Genomic DNA, 18,772 nt, shown 5'->3' on the forward strand with positions numbered 1-18,772 from the left:
GATCAGGCTAGCCAGCTCAGGATTTTCCATCAGCTTCTCGCTGATCTCGTTGACCCTCGCCGGGTCATGGCCTTTCTTCGGTGACACAGTAGTCATTATCGGTGACACTCCCTCTAGATCAGAGCCTCACACACAAACTTCCTGACACCCTCACCTACGGCAAGACCTGACTAGCCTAGCAACCAGCTAAAACATGTCCAAATCCCTGCTCAGAAGCATAGAGCTGAGGTGTAGGGTCGGCGCCATTCAGGGCCGACCGACCTCACTAGCCGCACCTGCTGGCTCACACACTCACCTGCACAGCTCCACAATCCCTCCTTGTAGTACTTTGATTAGGCTTACCTTGTTCATATAAGCTTGCTCCCGTTAAGATCATGTACTTTCACGCGTCAAGGAGGGATGCATGGCTATCTCTACCCCGCATGCGCAATCCCCTTCTCAATCACACCTGGGGTCTCGCGCGGACGCTACTGCGGACGCTTCTGCCAGCGCTCCATCAGGTAAAATCCCGCGTCGCCTCGTCGGCCTCGGCGTCCTTTTCCTCCTATTGCTCGCCAGCATCGTTGCCAGCATCGTGTTTGGATCACGGCAGATCCCTTTTGGAGAAGTGTCCGCCGTGTTCCGCGATCTCGGCACGGCGTTCGACCACGCGGAGGGGCTGAATGTGGATCAGCGCGTGATCGTCGAGCTCCGCATTCCCCGCACCCTGTTGGGCCTAGTCGCCGGTGCTGCCCTTGGCGCCTCCGGTGCATTGATCCAAGGGCACACGCGCAACCCTCTCGCGGACACGGGCATTCTCGGCATCAACTACGGTGCGTCCCTGGCCGTGGTTGCCAGCTTCTCCTTGCTGGGTGTGACGTCCGTGTGGGCTACCAGCATGTGGGCGTTCGGTGGGGCCATCGCTGCTACTGCGTTGGTGTTTAGTTTGGCGTCCATAGGAGGAGGACAGGCCAATCCAATGACGCTGGTCCTCGGCGGCGCGGCTTTGTCCGCGGTCCTCAGCGCCATCATCAGCGGTTTTATCCTCACTGACGATGCCAATCTGGATCGCATGCGCTTCTGGACCGTCGGCTCCATCGCGGGCCGGGATCTCACCGTGTTCTACGGCGTGCTGCCGTTTATCCTGGTGGGCCTCCTGCTGGCGTTCATCACGGCACCGCAGCTAAACCTCCTGAATCTGGGCGATGACATCGCCTCCGGACTGGGCATCAACACCCAGCGCGCCCGCCTGATTGGCATGGCTCTGATCGCACTGCTGGCCGGTGCCGCGACAGCTGCCGTCGGCCCCATCACCTTCATCGGCCTGGTGGTCCCGCACCTCGTGCGCGCCATCACGGGCCCTGATTACCGCTGGATCCTCCCTTACTCTGCCCTGACGGGTGCGGTGATGATGCTGTTCGCAGACGTGGTGGGCCGTCTGATCGCTCGTCCGGGCGAGTTGCAAGTAGGCATCATCCTCGCGTTCGTGGGCGCGCCGTTCTTCATCGCCCTTATTTATCGACGCCGGGTGGTGGCCATTTAATGAGTTCCCTCCTTGCCCGCCCTACCTCTTCCACTATCCCTGGGCGCCCGCCATTCCGCGTGGGCTCATTTTCTGTGGTCTGGCGCCCTCGCGCGTTGACGGTGTCTCTATTGCTGCTCGTGGCGATCGTCTTGCTAGCGGCGGTCTCCATCGGCCTGGGTGACTATGCTGTGTCCCCGGCTCGTGTGCTGGAGGTGCTGTTCACCGGCCAGGGCACCCGCATTGAGCGTCTGGTGGTTTTGGATTGGCGCATGCCTCGTGCGCTGACGGCCATTCTGGTGGGCTGTGCGCTGGGATTATCCGGAGCCCTCACTCAGTCCGTGACTCGCAATGCGCTGGCCAGCCCGGATATCTTGGGATTCACTACGGGCGCGTCCGCGGCCGCGGTCACCGTCATCACTCTGGGTGGTGGCGCTGGTGGTTTCCTCGGCTGGCTCAGCAGCATCGGCATTCCCTTGGCCGCGGTGCTTGGTGCGGCTGTCACCGCAACGGTGATGTGGGCTCTGGCGTGGAGGAGATCGACTGATTCCTTCCGGCTAGTGCTGTTCGGCATCATCATCTCTGCTCTGTTGACCTCGTATATCAACTTCCTGATGATCCGCACGGAGTTGCGCGATGCCGCGGCCGCGCAGTTCTGGCTTACTGGCTCCCTGAGCACTGCGGACTGGTCCAAGATGTGGCCCATCGCCATTGTTGTGTTGGTGTTTACACCGCTGCTGGCCTGGATTGGTCACCAACTTTTAGCCACCTTGCTGGGCTCGGATACTGCACGGGCTTTGGGACAAAACGTCCAGGGTGTGCAGGTGCTTCTGCTCGCCGCTGCCGTGGCTTTGGCAGCAGTGGCGGTCTCGGCCGCTGGCCCCATCGGGTTCGTCGCCTTCGTGGCCCCACAGGTGGCGCTGCGCTTGTGCAACTGCTCTGCACCACCGCTTCTGGCCTCTGCGCTGACCGGCGCTGCGCTACTCCTGCTGGCAGATATCAGCACCCAAACTCTTCTGCCCGTAGAGCTGCCGGTGGGCATTCTCACCTCGGCAATCGGCGGTGCGTTCCTTATTTATTTGCTGGTCCAACGGAATAGGTCAACCACGGCATGAGAAAAGATCCCACCCTGGAAGTTAGCAGTGCCGCGAACAAAGAAGGACACATGACTCAGAAGCACAGCATGAGCGCACGCGGCCTCGCCGTGGGCTACGGCGACCGGACGGTCATCGAAGGCTTGGACGTGGACTTTCCTCGCGGGCAGATCACCACAATCATCGGCCCCAATGGCTGCGGCAAATCCACGTTGTTGCGAGCCATGTCTCGTCTCCTTCCGGCGAATGAGGGCGAAGTGCTGTTAGACGGCGCCGATATCTCATCCATCAGGCGCAAGGACCTCGCACGGACCATCAGCGTGCTGCCACAAACCCCTACCGCCCCGGAGGGACTCAACGTGGCTGATCTCGTCTCGCGCGGTCGGCACCCACACCAATCGTGGATCCGTCAGTGGTCGTCCACGGACGAAGCCGAGGTGCACAAGGCGCTGGAAATGACTGGCTCGATGGGGCTGGCGGAGCGCACCCTGGATTCTCTGTCCGGAGGGCAGCGGCAGCGTGTGTGGATCTCCATGGTTCTTGCGCAGAACACGGACATCCTGTTCCTGGACGAGCCCACCACCTACCTGGATCTGGCCACGTCGGTAGAGATTTTGGAGCTGGTGCAGCGTCTACGCCGAGAGCTGGATCGGACTGTGGTGATGGTGCTGCACGATCTCAACTTGGCTGTACGCTACAGCGATAATCTCGTGGTGATGAAGGATGGACAGGTCCTCGCCACCGGGCGTCCCAGCGAGGTCATTACCCCAGAGCTACTGCTCGAGGCGTTTGCCCTCAACGCGCTAGTCATCGAGGATCCTGTCACCGGCGGTCCGCTGATCGTCCCCAAGTGACGATCAGGGCTTAGTCCTCCATCAGCTCCTGGGCGGGAGTCTTCTTGGACTTCCGCCAGTTGATCATCGCGGAAATCACCACCGGAGTCACAGACACCAGCACGATGACGATGGCGATCATGTCGATGCGATCCGCAATGCCCGGGATATCCCCCAGCAGCACGCCAATGCCGACCATGCTGACAATCCACAGCACTGCACCCGTGACGTTCCATCCCACGAACTTCTTGTACGGCATCTCCGCGGTACCAGCGGCCACGGGAATGTAGGTACGCACGATCGGGATGAAGCGCCCCAGTACCAGAGCCAACGGCCCGTACTTCAGGAAGAAAGCCTCGGCTTGTTCGAGGTGCTCGGTTATGAGGATCTTGGCGTCGGGCTTAAACAACTTGCGGCCAAAGCGGTGGCCGAGCCAGAAACCTACCTGGTCGCCCAAGAACGCCGCGACGATGGCCACGCCCACCAGAATCGGAACGTTCAAGCCCAGCTGATCGCGCAAGATTGCCGCGGTGACCAGCATGGAATCGCCGGGGAGGAACGGGAAGAGCACGCCGGATTCAATAAAGATAATCAGCGCAATGCCGCCGAGCGCCCAGCCGCCAAAGTTCTGGAGCAGGGTGGTGGCGTCCATGAGGTCGCTTAAGTGCACAGGGAATCCCTTGTAGAAAACAACTGGTCTATTCTTACCGCACGGGGTGTCTGCGGAAGATGTCCACTCCACCTCCGGCCCAGGGCTCTCGTGGTGTTTGTCCGCACAGCCGGGCGACCCTGCTGGCTTGTGGACTTGCCAAGGCCTGCGGCATCGCGAGCACCGCACACAACTACTGGTGGCAGATCCCACCTCCCTGCCTTCCATGCGCGCGATCCTAGAGTACCTCGCCACGCTCTATCCCGAACAGCTCGCTTCCACGCACGTCATCGCGGTCACCAGTACCGATTCCGATTCAGAGCCCCACCTGGAAGATTGGCGCAACCGTCTAAGCAGCCTCACCCGGATCTCCGCACCTTCTGACGGTTATGCGCAGGCCATCGCCGAGCATCTCGCCAACATTGACGTTGAGTCCTCGCGCAATCGACAGCACAAGCCCCACCCAGACGTGGACTATGTGTGGGTCGCCGGGGAGGGGGATTTCTGCAAGGTGGTGCGCTCCCACGCCATCAAGACTTGGCAGCTCAACAAGGACAACATCCTGTGGTGCCCTTATTGGTTCGTCGGCAAGGCTCGCCCCTAGCGTGCATCCGTTATCCCCGTGAGTGCCCGTCCCCTAGCCAGCAACAGCAAAACCGCCCCAGCACGTTCATGCGGGGCGGTTCGGCGGTTGATTCAGACTACTTCGTGGCGTCTGCCAACGGCTGCTCGATCTTGTCCAGCAGGTAGTTCAGGCTCAGCACGGTCTGCCATCCGAAGGCCTTTTCCAGGTCGCCTTCCAGGTAGACACTGTGTCCGTCCTTCACGGCGGGCAGCTTGCCCACGATCGGATCCTCGGTCACAGAAGCCTTGCTCTGCTTCGGAGAGTAAGACAGTTGATCCCACACCAGCACGTCAGAGTTGATCTGGTCTGCGTTTTCCTTGGAGACCTCACCGTAGAACTTGTCCTTGGTGATGCCCGCGTAGGCCGGGTTGATCTTGAATCCCAGCTCGGTGAAGAAGCGGCTACGCGGATCGCCCTCGGCAAAGACAGCCAGGCTCTCGTCGGAGACAGTGGCCACGCCGAGTTCCTTTTCGGCCCATTCTGGGTGGCGGCCCTTGAGCTCTGCGAACTTCTCCTTGACCTGCTCCACCTGGCGCTTTGCCTCTTCAGGCTTGCCCACGGCCTGCCCGATCTCTTCCGTGGTCACGTCCCATGGTTGCTGTAGTTCTTCGTATTCGCCCTTTTGTACGACGACAGGGGCGATCTCAGACAGCTTCTTGTACGTGTCTTCATCGATGTCCGAGTACACGGCCACGATGAGGTCTGGATTGTCCTTGGCGATGGCTTCCGCGTTGACTTCTGTGTCCTTGTCGATCCGAGGAGTGTCGCCCTCGATCTTGTCATTGGACCAGTTGCCCGCAGCCTGACCATCCGGGGTCATTCCGTCCCAGTACTTCACGGAGACAGGAGTAACTCCCAGCGCCAGCAGTGCGTCCTGATCCGTGTAGCCCAAGGAGACCACGCGCTGCGGGGCTTCCTTGATTTCGGTGGAGCCGTAGCGGTGCTCGATGGTGGTGGGGAATGCGCCCTGCTCGGCGTTGACTGCCTGGGAGTCCCCGGAATTTCCGGACTGGTCATCAGTCGAGCAAGCGGTCAGTGCCGCGCCCAAGGTCAGCACAGCAGCGGTGCTAACGAGAATCTTCTTGAGTGTCATTTTTCTCCGTTGTTACTGGTGACGGATTTCCGCGCGAGGCGTGGGCCGTACACAAAAGGGAAAGGTCAAACCTTTGGTTGGATATATCCAGCCCTATGTCCAAAGAATTCGGTGGCGGTCAGTTCCGAGTTGTCGTCGAGACGAACACGATCCAGAACAATCGCCGGCGCCGGCACGTTGGCACGGGGCGATCCACAGACCACCGCGATTCCTCCCTCGTGAGGGATGGTGACTCGGCCGGGGGTTCCGCCGAAGCGGCCCAGCGAGACGTGCGCGGAAAGCACGCGGACGCGCTGGCCTCGGAATTCAAAGTAAGCATTGGGGTACGGGTCGGACTGCGCCCTGACCAGCAAGGCGATATCTTCCGCAGGTTGGGTGAAATCTATGCGAGATTCCTGCTCGCCGCGCTTGTGGAAGTACGTAGCGCGGGTGGGATCTTGAGGTTGCGCAGTGGCGGTGCCTTGGGCGACGTCACTCAATGCGCGTTCCACGAGGGGCTCGATGAGGTCGATGGTCTTGGCCACGAGATCCGTGGTGGTGTCCTGCGGACCCACGGGGATCGCGCGCTGGGCAACGATGGGTCCGCCGTCCAGCACTTCATCCATCTCGTGCACAGTGACGCCCACGTGAGTTTCCCGGTTCAACAGCGCCCACAGGATGGGCGAAAATCCGGCGTACTCGGGCAGGAGACCATCGTGGACATTCAATGCGCCGTGCTTGGCCAGGCTGAAAACCTCGGGAGGAAGCCAGGTTCGCCAATTGTTGGCCACGATGATGTCTGGTGCAGCATCGCGCAACGCCTCAATGACGTCTTGACCCACGCGCTCAGTGACACACACCTGGAGCTCATGTTCGCTGGCGAGCTCCTCAACGGAGTCTGCCCACATTTGCTCATAAGGGTGATCGCTGGCAGGGTGCGTAACTACCAAAACTACTTCATGACCAGCATTGATGACCGCAGACAACGTCCGGTGCCCCCACGACTGATAGCCGAAAACAGCAACTCGCATGCAGGGGATGTTAGCTTAGGTTTACCTATGTAGTCAATGATGAAAGTGGCGCAATTTTCATGCCAGACTCCCCGGACGTGACCACCCTTCACCGAATCTCGGTGCCCGCGGATGCGGAAGCCCTCGTTTTCCCGGACCCCTACCGCTCGAACGTCGAGCTCACCGAATCGATGTCCACCGTCGATGTGCGCATCCCGGCGCACTCAGCAGTGACCTATAGCTTTCAATCCGGCGAGCTGAAATATCCCGATCCACATAACGCACACGGCGCAGGCCCACAGGCGAGCCTATTGAGCGGCGATTCTGTGGACCAGACACTCTGGCCGCCTCGCTCCCCAGAAGTCATCGCGGACTTGCCCGGCGCACGCCTGTCCATCGACCGGAAGGTATTCGGCAGGCGCTGCACCGCGCGCCTCGATGACCGCGGTGCGGATACCACCGTGGTGTTTTTGGATGGCGATGACTGGATCCATCTGCATGACCTCACGGGCGCACTGGACCGGGCAGTCACGGCAGGGCTTATCCCCCAGATCAACCGCGTCTTCCTGCCGGCAGCCAAAGACCGCAGCGAGGAGTACACCTCCCAAACATTCGCCAGCGCACTGGCCACCGAGCTTCCGCCGATCATCAACAGCAGCCACATAGTCCTGGTGGGGCAAAGCTTCGGCGGTCTCTCCGCCCTGCGCGCAGCTCTTACGGCTTCCACCGAAACCACGCCTGCAATCAAAGGAGCCATCGCCCAGTCCCCTGCCGTCTGGTGGTCCGCTGACCGTTCTGCAGAGCTCGCGGACACGCTCTCGGACGGGCCCGCAGGAGGCGACATTGCCGCACAGCTCACTGGCCCCTCACTCGAAAATCCTGCGGCTCACAGTGGCTCCGGTCTGGCACGCATCGTACTGACGTGCGGTGCAGAAGAGCCGCCCATGCAACGACACGTGGATGCAGTGGCCGATGCCCTGACACGCCGCGGCTTTCCCACCACCAATCACCGCACGCCCGGTGGCCACGACCCTGCGATGTGGCGCCACGGGATCATCCCGGCACTCGCCGAATTGCTGGGCTGAATCTACGAGCGCGCCTCCACAAACTCCGCCACGCGCTCGACTGTCCGCAGACCGTAGAATTCGCGCACGCCAACCTCCACTCCCAGCTCTCCACGCAGCAGTGCGCAGAGCTTGATGACCGCCATGGAGTGCCCACCCATGTCAAAGTAATCAGCATCCACCGGCACGTCCTCGGGCTCAATATCTAGCGATTCGGCAAACAGCTCCGCCGTGATCTCCTCGGTTTCGTTCGCCGGTTCGCGGCCCTTCTCCGTGATCCTTTCTCCCTCACCCAGTGCAGCAAGGTCGGTCTTTCCATTCGACGTCACCGGCAACTCATCCACGATCGACCATCGATCCGGGATCATGTAGCTGGGCAGTTCCTCGCGTAATGCATTACGCACGCCAGTCAGGAAACTCTGCCGCTCCCCCTGGTCCGCATCGCGCAGTTGTGGGGCCACGAGGTGACAGGCCAGGAGTGTGGCGTCGGATATACGAACAGGAACGGTCACGCAGTGGAGGATGCGGGGATCAACGCCGCGGGACACGGCGGCCGAGACGTCGCCGGGATCCACGCGGTGACCACGAATTTTCACCTGATCGTCGCTGCGTCCGAGGTACTCGAACATGCCATCCGCACGCACGCGGACGATGTCTCCCGTGCGATACATCCGCTCACCCGGGGCGCCCCACGGGCAGGCGACCATGGAGCTGGCGGTGCGCGCCGCGAGCCCATGATACTCCTGCGCTAAGCCGCTGCCCGCGAGGTAGAGCTCACCCGGCGCTCCTGTAGGAACGGGGCGCAACCACGGGTCCAAAACGAACGCCGCCGTGCGATCCACCGGCATTCCGATCACGGGCGTGGCGCTCTCATCCGTGCCAGCACCCAGGGCGTTGATGGTGTACTCGGTGGGTCCATAGAGGTTGTATCCGCGCACGTCATCGGCCTTTCGCAAGGTCTCCCACACGCCGTGCGAGACAGCCTCGCCGCCCAAGAGCACCAGCCGCGGGCGATGCGCGCCGGATTCCAGCATCCCCTCCGCGAGCAGCTGCTCGGCAACGGTCGGGGTGACGTTGATGACATCCACCTGATGCGCGCGAATGGCCTCAACCATGGCCGCAGCATCGCGTCGCAAATCCTCGGAGAAGATCCGCACCTCGTGGCCTTCCACCAGCCAAAACAGCTCTTCCCACGACATATCGAAGGCGAAGCTGATGGCATGCGCGATCCGCAACGTCCGCCCATCGGCAGCAGCTGGGGCGAAGATCTTGCGCCGGTGATTGTCCAGCATGTTGTGCAGCCCGCGATGCTTGATCACCACGCCCTTGGGCTTGCCGGTCGATCCGGAGGTGTACATCAGGTAGGCATCGTCCCCGGGCACCGCCGCAGGCGTGTGGGTGGTGGCGTGGGAATCGGCAGTGGTGACGTCGACGCAAGGAAGCGCACCGATCCGCTCCATGCGCTCCCGAGAACTCGAGTCCACCAGCGCGGCTGCGGGCTGGCTGTCCTCCACGAGGACCCGGAGCCGCCCATCGGGGTGCGTCAGATCAAGCGGCGCGTAGCGCACCCCTGCCCACAGGGCTCCCAGCAGAGCCACCACCGAATGCGCGGAGCGCTCCACCGCAATGGCGACAGTATCGCCGCTGGTCACGCCGCAATTCTTGATCTTTTCCGCAATGTCGGAACAGCGAGCAATCAGCTCACCGAACGTCCACTGCTGTGCGTCATCCGCTAGCGCGATGCGATCTGGGAAGCGCTGGGCGGTGTCCTTGAGCTCATCCGCAATGGTGCGGTCAATGCCTTCGGCCTTCTGCCAGGAAGCCATCTGCTCCGTCGTGCTTTGCGGGGAAGAATCCTCCGCTCGGGCTGGCGCCAACTGGGCCAGCTGAGCGAGCGGGACCTCTGGTGTGTCCACAAACGCGGTCAGGACTTCGGTCGCGGCCTTGAGCACGGAATGTGCGAGGGACTCGTCCACCACGTCGTGGCGGAATTCCAGCTTGATGCCCAGCTTCGGCCCCGGAGTGAATACCCAGGTCAGAGGGAAGTGCGTGGAATCTTCCGCGCGCTCCTCCACAACCCCGTGGCGTTCCCGAAGTTCCGCTGCTGCCTGCGGATCGAGGAAGTTCTGCACCACCACCATGGAATCGAACAGCGTGCCTACCCCCAGCTGCCGCTGGATGGCGCCGAGGTCCGCGGAATCGTGGTCCATATCCTCGATGCGCTGGCGATAAACATCCTGGACCAGTTCTTCTATGCTCTGGCCGGGCCGAGCTGTCACTCGCACTGGCACTGTGTTGAGCAGCACTCCCACCACATCAGACATGGCGGGGTCGCTCAAGGCATCGCGGCCACTGACAGACTGACCAAACACCACATCCGAATCCCCTGTGACAGCACCCAAGGCCACGGCCACGGCTGCGTTGACCACGGAGGTCAACGTCACGGCCTGCGCCCGGATCTTTTCCTGCAGTGCGCCGGTCAGCTGCTCGCTGACCTCGGCAAACACCTGGCGAGGCAACTCGCTACCAGCGTGCTCTGAAGAGATATCCGCGGCCTGCGGGGCAACGAGCGTGGACTGAGACAACGTCTCTAGGCGATGTACCCAATAGTCGCTATCTGCCTGCTCTTTGCGAGTGTCAACGGACTCGAGCAGGGCGTCAGCAATAGAACAACCGCGAGGAACCAACTCTCCCGCACCCTGCGTGCGGGCCTGGCCGGACCTCAACGTCAGCCTCTCGAGGAAGGTTTGCAGCATCACTGCACGCGACCAACCATCGACCAGAACCAGGTGGTAGGTAAGAAGCAGCGTGTCGCCAGGCTGTCCGTCACTTCGGCCGGTGACGATGGTTGCCTTCGCCAGCGGCACGGATGCGAGATCGATGCCCGCGCTGCGATCAGCGTGCATGATCGCCTCGAGATCCCCTTCGGTGGTCTCGACGGGGAGGTCAATGCCCTGTCCACTCCACGGCAAGTTCTGCACGGGTTGGCCGGAAGCATCGGTGTGGAACTCCGCGCCCATGGCTGGATGCACGGTCACTGTGTCCCGGAAGGCTTCCACCACGGCCTCGGCATCCAGTCTCCGGTCAAACGTCAACGCAGTCTGTGCAACGTAGGCACCCGGTGCTGCCACCTGTGACTGGAACCAGATTCCGCGCTGCAGCACGCTCAGCGGAGCGCGGCGTCCTGAGGATTGCTCGCGGCTGACGTGCTCCTGCAACTCGCGAGCAACCTCGCCGATGGCGCTGCGCAAACGCTCGGCGGAAATCACCGCATTCACCACGGACAGCTCCATGCTTACGGCCCGCTCGCTAGACCACACATCGGCCTCCACCAGGTAATCCGTCCACTGGCAGGCGGCATCGCCCGGCGCGTGGAGGACAGCGCCAGTCTCTCCCCGTCCGAGGTAGTTGACCAGGATCTGTGCCCCATGGGCCAGGGTTCGCTGCCCTTGCGGGTGTGTGTATCGCAGTGCCTGATAAGTGCGGCGGTCCGGGGCTGTGCCGTCCTCGTGGAGCGCGCGCATTTCCGCTGCGGCACGTGCTGCATCCGCTGGATCAGCCAACGGGATTTCCACCGGCGCGATGGTGGTAAACCATCCGAGGGTTCGACCATAGGAATGATCAGCCGGACGTCCGTGGCCTTCTACGTCCACGGCCCAGCTCCGCGCGTCCGTGCCCATTGTTCGAGCCACCGCGACGGTCACCAGTCCTGCCACGAGGTCCTGAACGTCCACACCCATCACGTCGGGTGCAACGCTCTGCAGGACCTGCGCGGTCTGTCCGTCAATGTTCACTTCGAGCGTGCTCACATGATCCGTACTCCACTGGTTCGAGTCCTCGACGGGCCGTGGCAGCGTAGCCAGTTCACTCCAGTGCAGGGCATCCTGAGCTGCTGCGGTGTGAGCATCGTGCAGTTCTTGCAGGCAAAGATCCTTGTAGCTCGCCTGCCCGGAGAGAATCCTGCGCCCTGCGAGCGCATCGCGCAGATCGTCTTCCAGAATCATCCAACTGGCGCTATCGATCACCGCGTGATGAGCAACGGCCTTGACGTACCCATCCACACACCCGAGCACCACGCTACGACCAGCAGCAATATCGATGTGATCGATCAATGCATCCACGTCCAAAGCCCGCACAACCATAGGGCCGTCTCCCTCGGCACCAACAAAGTGCGCGAACGCAGAACTGGTGTCCACGCGCGTACGAAGCATCGGATGTGCCTGCGCTACCTGCTGCAGGGCCTGTTCCAAGTCCTCCACAGCGACTGGCCCCAGATCCAAGCGGCGCGCCTGCACAAAGCGGTCGCTCATGCCTCTTTCCATCTGCCTGCGCAGCATCGCCGGGATGGGGAAAGCCCCCGAGATCTCCTGGTGCCCGTCCTTGGGCAGGGCTTCTTCCTGGCTCTGCCTTGTTTCCTGGATTTTCTGCTGGGTGGCCTGCGGCGTGACCCGCTCGGCAATCTTGCGTGGCGTGCGGCCCAAGAAGAAGTCCCGCGGAGTCACGTTGAGATCAGCGCGCGCCAGCGCGTGAGTAACGCGGATGGCAAGAATACTGTCTCCACCTAAGCGGAAGAAGTCCGAGTCCGGCTCCACCTCGGCGCGGTCCAAGCGAAGTGCATCAGCAATTGCCTGCGAGATCGCCTCCACCAGATCCGAGGTGCCCGAAGCCTCCTGAGCAGCAGGAATCTCACCCAGAAGGCCCAGGATCGCGCGCTCATCCCGCTTGCCATTGATGGTCTGCGGCACCTGCGTACTCACCGCGAATAGCTGCGGAACCATGTAGGCAGGGAGCGCGTCTCGGGCCGCTGCGGCAGCTCGGGAGGTGATCGCCTTTGCGTCGGCACGAGAATCCGTAATCAACAACGCACCCGGCACCTGGCCTTCGGGCAGATCGACGACCACCACGGTGGCCTCCCGCACACCGCTGACCTTCTCCAGCGCGCTCTCGATCTCCCCCAGCTCCACGCGATAACCGCGCAGCTGCACCTGCCTATCGGCGCGGCCCACGTAATCCAGATGACCGTTGTTCAGCACCTTTGCCATGTCATTGCTGCAGTACATCCGCGCGCCGCCGCCAACGAAAGGATCGGCCACGAAGCGGGAGGCCGTGGTAGAAGCAAGCCCCCAATAACCCGCGGTGACCTGCGGCCCGGCAACGTACATCATGCCGGTCTCTCCAGGCTGCACCGGCTGTAATTGCGCGTCCAGAACATAGGTACGCAACCCGTCCATCGGGCGGCCGATCGGGCTGCGGGCCTCCCCTGCATTCTCGGAGCATTCGTGTGCTGTGACGTGCACTGTCGTCTCCGTGATGCCATACATGTTGATAAACCGAACATTCGGATGAGCACTGCAGTAGGCAGCCTCTGCGCGGGCCTCCAAGGCCTCGCCGCCGAAGATCACCGTGCGCACCGCAGAGTCCTGCCCGAGGTGCGGCTCCAACGCGGCAAAGGCGGTTGGGGTCTGGCTCAGCACCGTGATGGCTTCGGCACGCAACACCTCTGCGGCATCCTCGGGCGAGCGCATCAGCGCATACGGCATCACCACGGCACGCCCGCCGGAGCTCAGCGCTGCCCACATCTCCCACACCGAAAAGTCAAAGGCGAAGCTGTGGCTGATCGACCACACGTCCTCCTGCGAAAACTCCACGTGGCTGCGAGCATTGCCCAGCATCGCGGTCACGTTGGCGTGTGTGACGGCCACGCCCTTCGGCCGCCCTGTGGAGCCGGAGGTGTAGATCACGTAGGCGATGTCATTGGCACGGGCCACGCTTGCCGACCGGCCCGCAGGCGGCTTCGCTTCCCCGCTCATCGTCTGTTCACTGACCACGAGGACGGGACAATCTACCAGCTCAGAGACCATTTTTTCCGCGCTGGGAGACACCAGCACGGCATCGGGCTGGCAATCCTCCAGGATCAATTCCACCCGCGCTTGCGGGGACAACGGATCCACGGGAACGTAGGTGCCGGCGGACATCGTGGTCGCCAGAATGGCCGCAACCTGCCACGCATCGCGCTCCATGAGCAGGGCTACTCTCGGGGTGTGGATGGCAACCTTCCGGTCCAGCACAGCGCGTATACGCTGAGCGGCGTCGTCTAGTTCTTCGTAGGTCCAATGCTCCGCAGCACCGTCTTCTCCGATGCTGGTCAGGGCGGGCCGGTCGCGGAAATGTTCGAAGCTGCGTCGCCACAAAGAAGGAAGCGTGTCCACACCAGATACCGCACCCAACGCCTCTGCAACCTCACCCACGGTCGCCACCGCACCGGATTCAGACAGCAAAGAATCCACACTCACCGCGAGCATCTGCGCGATCCTTTCGGCACGTACCTCGGTGATTCGCTGCGGATCGTAGATCAGGCGCAGTGGGTGCTCAGCGGAAGGGTTAACCACGACGGACAGGGGAAAGTGCGGCGCGCCATTGTTGCGCACGTCAGCAACCTGTAGTGGCGAGCCGGGGCAGCCCACGTCCTGTGGAGATAGCGGCACCTCCACCACCATCAACGTATCCAGCAGTTCGCTGGCGTTGGTTCCCAGGTCGCGGGCAATATCAGCCAGGCTGACGTGCTGCACATCGCGGACCTGATTGTTGTGATGGACCATGGCGTGCAGCATGCTGGTCACCGGCAGGGTGGGATCAGATTGCCCCGGCGCGACCACCGGGATGGTGTTGAGCTGCATGCCCACGGCATCGGCCACGCCAGGAACGGGAATGTCGCGGCCGGAAACGGAAGTGGCAAACACCACGTCAGCCCCAGGTTCGCAGCCCACCAAGGTGCGAAGGACCAGCCCCCACGCCGCGTGCACCACATCCGGCAGGCCCACACCCGCTGCCCGAGCACGCTCAGACAAGCCAACAGTCCGCGGATCGTCTACCAGCAACTCCCGGCGCTCGAGCGAACTCGAAGGATTAGGGCACAGCACCGTGGGGCGTACCTCGCGCATTTCCTCGCGCCAGACGGACATATCGGCTTCCGCGTCTCTGCGCGCCACCCATCGCACGCTGCCGGCCATTCCGGCGTCCGGGTCGTAGCGCGGGATCCGGGCATCGTCATCCCGGTAGATCTCCAGGAGATCCCGCAGCATGATGGGCACGGACCATCCGTCGGCGATCAGGTGATGCACCGTCTGGATCACGGCGATGTCCTGGCCACACACCGCACCATCGACACTGGTCGGGAGCACAACGGTCCATCGCATGAGCGGCTCGGGCGCGGCATCACCGGGCGGCTGCAAGGAGATTCCCCGCGAGATGTCGTCAGCGGCAATCTCCTCCGCACGCTGCGCGAGCCAACCCTCCAATCCAGCCTCAGCCAACTCAGCAGGCACCGTCACCTCCCGAAAGTCCACCCGCAGATGCTCGGCAATCCCCGGATCAATCACGGCAACCACATCGCCACCGTCAGTTTCCCAAGGGCGGGTGCTCAGTGCGGGGTGGCGTCGGATCAAATTACGCGCAGCGCGAGCGAATCGCTCCCGGTCAAACGGTTCGCTGCATTCCACCCGCAAGACCTGTTGCTCCACATACGAACTGGCCGATTCCTCGAATAGCGAGTGGAAGTACATGCCGTGCTGCAGCGGGGTCAGCGGCAGCACGTCCTGCAGCTCCGCGGAGCTCTGTGCAGTGATTCGTGCCAGGTCCGCAGAGTTCACGGTTGCGGGGGCAACGTCGCCCACGGACAACACGCCGTGATCGGCAAGCGCTGCCACCTCGCGCAATGCCACATCCCAGTGCGCGACCAATTCGTCGATCCGTTCGGGGGAGATCCTGCCGCGCGCCCAGGAGATCGTGGTGCGCAGGACGTATCCCTCGCCGGTGTCTTCGGCGATCGCGTTGAACTCCAGCTCGCGGACCAACGGCTGGTCCGGGTCGCGTTGCTCGCCGAGTTGGCCGGTGGAACCCGCGGGAGCGAAATCTTGTGCTCCTGCGGATACGCGCCCCAAGTAGTTGAACAGCACCTGTGCCTGCGGAGGGGTCTTCGCGGACTGATGCAACCAGGTGTGGGCCTGGTAAGGAACGCCGTTGCCGGGGATGGCCGCGAGCTGGTCTTTCACTGCATTGAGTGCCAGCGCTAGCGGCGCGATGTGGCCCTCGGTCGCCGCGGAAGCCTCCTGCACTGCCGCCCGGGTGGGGTCGATCAGCATGGGATATAGGCAGGTGAACCAGCCCACGGTGCGTGAGAGGTCCGCTTCCCTGCCCTGTGGCCCGGGTACGAATCGGGTTTCGCGGCCGTGCCCCTCCATCTCCACCAGGGTCCATGTTTGTTTGTTTCGACGCCAACGCGCCAACGCCACGCTCAATGCCGTAAGCAATACGGAATTCGCCCCCGTGCGGAAAGCGTGGGGCACCGCACCCAGTAATTCGTCCGTGATCTGCACTGATGCCTCATGTACCACGCTGCGCTCCTCACGGACTATGGGCGCTTTCTCGGGACTATCAGCAAGCGCTGGCACCTGCGGGTCCCGCAGAGGTTCATCCGCACTCGGCAATGGGGGCAGGGAACTATTGGCATCCTCCGCGAATTCGCCAGTATCAACGGCCTGTTGCAGCAGCTGCGTCCATCGGCGCAGGGACGTCCGCTCCGGCGCGAGCTGTTCCCCGCGATACGCCGCGGCGAGGTCCTCGCCGATAATGTTCCATGACACGCCATCGACCACCAGGTGATGCACCACCAGGCGCAATCTTCCGGGCACCAGCCCAGCCGCTACCACCACTCCGACTGCCGGATCCAGCAGTTCAGAAAGCGCAGCGATGTCCGTGGTGGGGTGGATCGCCACCGCTTCTTCGCCAGGACCCTCCGGGAGTTCCAGCCGCAAGGGATTCCGCTGCACACGGGCCCGCAGTGCAGGGTGCGCCTGCAGCACGTCAGCCACCATTCGCCCGGCCAGCTGCGCATCCACATCTTCTGGAACTGAAAACTCCACGGACTGAATGAAGCCGTCCACGTGATCAGTAATGGAATCGAACCAGCGCAGAATCGGCAGCGACTGCACCTCACCGGTTGGTTCATCGTCTGGATCCTGCACGAAGGTTCCGCGCTCTTCGGCGCACCGAGCCAGTTGCTGTGGAGTGCGCGCAGAGAAAATATCTCCCACACTCACCTCCACCCCGCGCCGTCCCAGAGCCGAGACCAGGGTGATGGCCCGCAGGCTATCGCCACCGATATCGAAGAAGTCCGTCTCCGCACCCACCGCGCTAACCCCCAATGCTTCAGCCATTGCCTCCGCGAGCAGAGCAACGGTTTCCCCGTCACGTTCAGCATCGGCCGGGGCATCAGTGAGCGAGCTCCAATCAGGTTCCGGCAGTGCCTTCCGATCCACTTTTCCGTTGGCCGTCCGCGGCAACTCATCCATGACGGTGATAATCGCGGGCACCATGTATTCGGGCAGTACCTCGGCACACCAACTACGGATCGCAGCACCCACGAGGCCCGCAGTCACCGTCACGTAGCCCAGCAGTCGCCCCTCCCGAGCAATCACGCTCGCCGCCTCCACATCTGGGTGTCCCACCAGCGCAGATTCCACGTCCTCTAACTCCAGACGCATGCCACGGATTTTCACCTGATTATCGGCCCGCCCCACGAATTCCAGCGAGCCGTCGTTGTGCCGGCGCACCAGGTCTCCCGTGCGGTACATCCGGGTTCCGTCCGACGCAAACACATCCGCAACAAAGCGGCTGGCCGTGAGTCCTGGGGCATTGATATACCCCTTGGCCAGCAGGAATCCGGCCACATAGAGTTCACCAATTTCTTGGTCTGGAACCACCCGCAGGTGCTCATCGAGCACATAGAGCCGACAGTTGGGATTGGCCACACCGATGCTCGTGTTGAGGCGATCCTCGTCGTCACGGTAGATGACGTGGGAGACACCGATGGTAGCTTCCGCTGGCCCGTACCCGTGGTACAGCGGGATGGCCAGCTGCTGGCGAAAGCGACGGAACAGCGCCTGGGTGAGCATCTCTCCGCCACACCAGACATGCCGCAATCTGTCTAATAGATTCGTGCCTTCGGCCTGTTTGAGCATGACGTCGAGAACACTCGAAACCAGATACGCAAACGTCACGCCCTCGCGATGGATGAGGCGGGCCAAGCGTTGGGGGTCTTGCTCCACGCCCGGCGCGGCCACCACCACGCGGCCCCCGCAAACCAGCGGCAGGAAGATCTCATTGATGGAGATATCAAAGGCCAGCGGTGCCTTGAACAGGGAGGCATCATCGCGGCCGAAGAACAGGATCTGATCGCGCTGCCAGAGCAAGCGCTCCACGATCGCACCGTGGCGGATCATTGCGCCCTTTGGGCGGCCGGTGCTGCCAGAGGTAAAGATGACGTACGCAACGCTGTCCGTGGACGGCGGGGTGAACAGCTCGCGGGTGGCATCGAGGTCGAATAGCGCGTCTTCGGTGAGCGCGCAGTTGTCCGGCGTGAGTACGAAGCTCAGGCTGGCATCGTGGGTGACGGATTCCCGGCGCGCCTGCGGCCACGAGGGGTCTAGCGGGACAAAACTGCCACCGGCGAGCAACGTGGCGACGATACCCACCACCATCTCCGCGCTGCGCGGCAGGGAGATTCCCACACTCTGACCAGCGTCAATACCGTGTTCCCGCAAATTTCGCGCTACAGCAGTTGCATGGGCGACGAGCTGCGCATAGGTCAGTCTGTGCCGGTCATCCACCACTGCGAGCGCATCCGGGGTCTCCTGCGCATGCTGCAGGAGCAGGCTAATCAGGTCCGGGCGATCGCGATCCTGATCCGTGTCATTCCATATGCGCTGCTGGGCGATCCGATCCTGTTCACTGCGGCCATGACCGATGACGGCGCCGCCATCTCGAGAAGCAAGCGTATCGCCAGAGGAAAACGGAGTGTGAGCAGACGATCGGGTGGGCACAAAGAGCCTTTCGGTTGATGGGAAAACAGGGAATCAGACGCGGA

9 protein-coding genes are annotated in these 18,772 nt (G+C 62.5%); 5 read left to right on the forward strand and 4 right to left on the reverse strand.

All coding sequences use genetic code 11. The features are described 5' to 3' along the window. Positions 1 to 403: 403 nt before the first annotated feature. From QP413_RS02735 to QP413_RS02745, 3 genes are read left to right on the forward strand one after another with little or no spacing between them, the layout of a single operon-like run. Entirely contained in the window at positions 404 to 1,522 is a 1,119-nt protein-coding gene (locus QP413_RS02735) for an iron ABC transporter permease (protein WP_284780494.1), read from the forward strand. Continuing rightward, a complete protein-coding gene (locus QP413_RS02740) occupies positions 1,522 to 2,616 on the forward strand; it encodes an iron chelate uptake ABC transporter family permease subunit (protein ID WP_284780496.1) in 1,095 nt (364 codons plus the stop codon). The genes QP413_RS02735 and QP413_RS02740 overlap by 1 nt, the downstream gene beginning before the upstream one ends. Positions 2,617 to 2,666: 50 nt before the next feature. After that, positions 2,667 to 3,449 carry an ABC transporter ATP-binding protein gene (locus QP413_RS02745; protein ID WP_019176090.1) on the forward strand — a complete coding sequence of 261 codons (783 nt, stop codon included), beginning with the start codon at positions 2,667 to 2,669 and terminating at the stop codon, positions 3,447 to 3,449. 10 nt (positions 3,450 to 3,459) lie between these two features. Here the strand turns inward: QP413_RS02745 and QP413_RS02750 are convergent, their stop codons facing one another. Continuing rightward, complete coding sequence (locus QP413_RS02750; protein ID WP_005325329.1) at positions 3,460 to 4,098, reverse strand: DedA family protein; 639 nt, start codon at positions 4,096 to 4,098, stop codon at positions 3,460 to 3,462. 46 nt (positions 4,099 to 4,144) lie between these two features. Between QP413_RS02750 and QP413_RS02755 the strand changes: the two genes are divergently transcribed. Then, positions 4,145 to 4,681 carry a siderophore-interacting protein gene (locus QP413_RS02755; protein WP_284780498.1) on the forward strand — a complete coding sequence of 179 codons (537 nt, stop codon included), beginning with the start codon at positions 4,145 to 4,147 and terminating at the stop codon, positions 4,679 to 4,681. Positions 4,682 to 4,778: 97 nt separating this feature from the next. Here QP413_RS02755 and QP413_RS02760 read toward each other — a convergent pair whose 3' ends face one another. Together QP413_RS02760 and QP413_RS02765 are read right to left on the reverse strand one after the other, a co-directional pair. After that, positions 4,779 to 5,795, reverse strand: coding sequence for an iron-siderophore ABC transporter substrate-binding protein (locus QP413_RS02760; protein WP_005291893.1), 1,017 nt, complete (start codon positions 5,793 to 5,795; stop codon positions 4,779 to 4,781). A gap of 65 nt (positions 5,796 to 5,860) precedes the next feature. After that, positions 5,861 to 6,805 (reverse strand): methionyl-tRNA formyltransferase, encoded by a 945-nt coding sequence (locus QP413_RS02765; protein WP_041628451.1) that lies wholly within the window; start codon positions 6,803 to 6,805, stop codon positions 5,861 to 5,863. A 59-nt stretch (positions 6,806 to 6,864) separates the two neighbouring features. Between QP413_RS02765 and QP413_RS02770 the strand changes: the two genes are divergently transcribed. Then, complete coding sequence (locus QP413_RS02770) at positions 6,865 to 7,869, forward strand: esterase family protein (RefSeq protein WP_005325324.1); 1,005 nt, start codon at positions 6,865 to 6,867, stop codon at positions 7,867 to 7,869. A gap of 2 nt (positions 7,870 to 7,871) precedes the next feature. On the opposite strand, the gene QP413_RS02775 is transcribed toward QP413_RS02770, so the two are convergent. Beyond that, positions 7,872 to 18,728: a non-ribosomal peptide synthetase gene (locus QP413_RS02775; RefSeq protein ID WP_284780499.1), complete on the reverse strand. Its 10,857-nt coding sequence runs from the start codon at positions 18,726 to 18,728 to the stop codon at positions 7,872 to 7,874. Positions 18,729 to 18,772 lie beyond the last annotated feature (44 nt).

Origin of the sequence: Corynebacterium sp. UMB4614 (genome assembly GCF_030217065.1) — a bacterium.
GTDB lineage: Bacteria > Actinomycetota > Actinomycetes > Mycobacteriales > Mycobacteriaceae > Corynebacterium.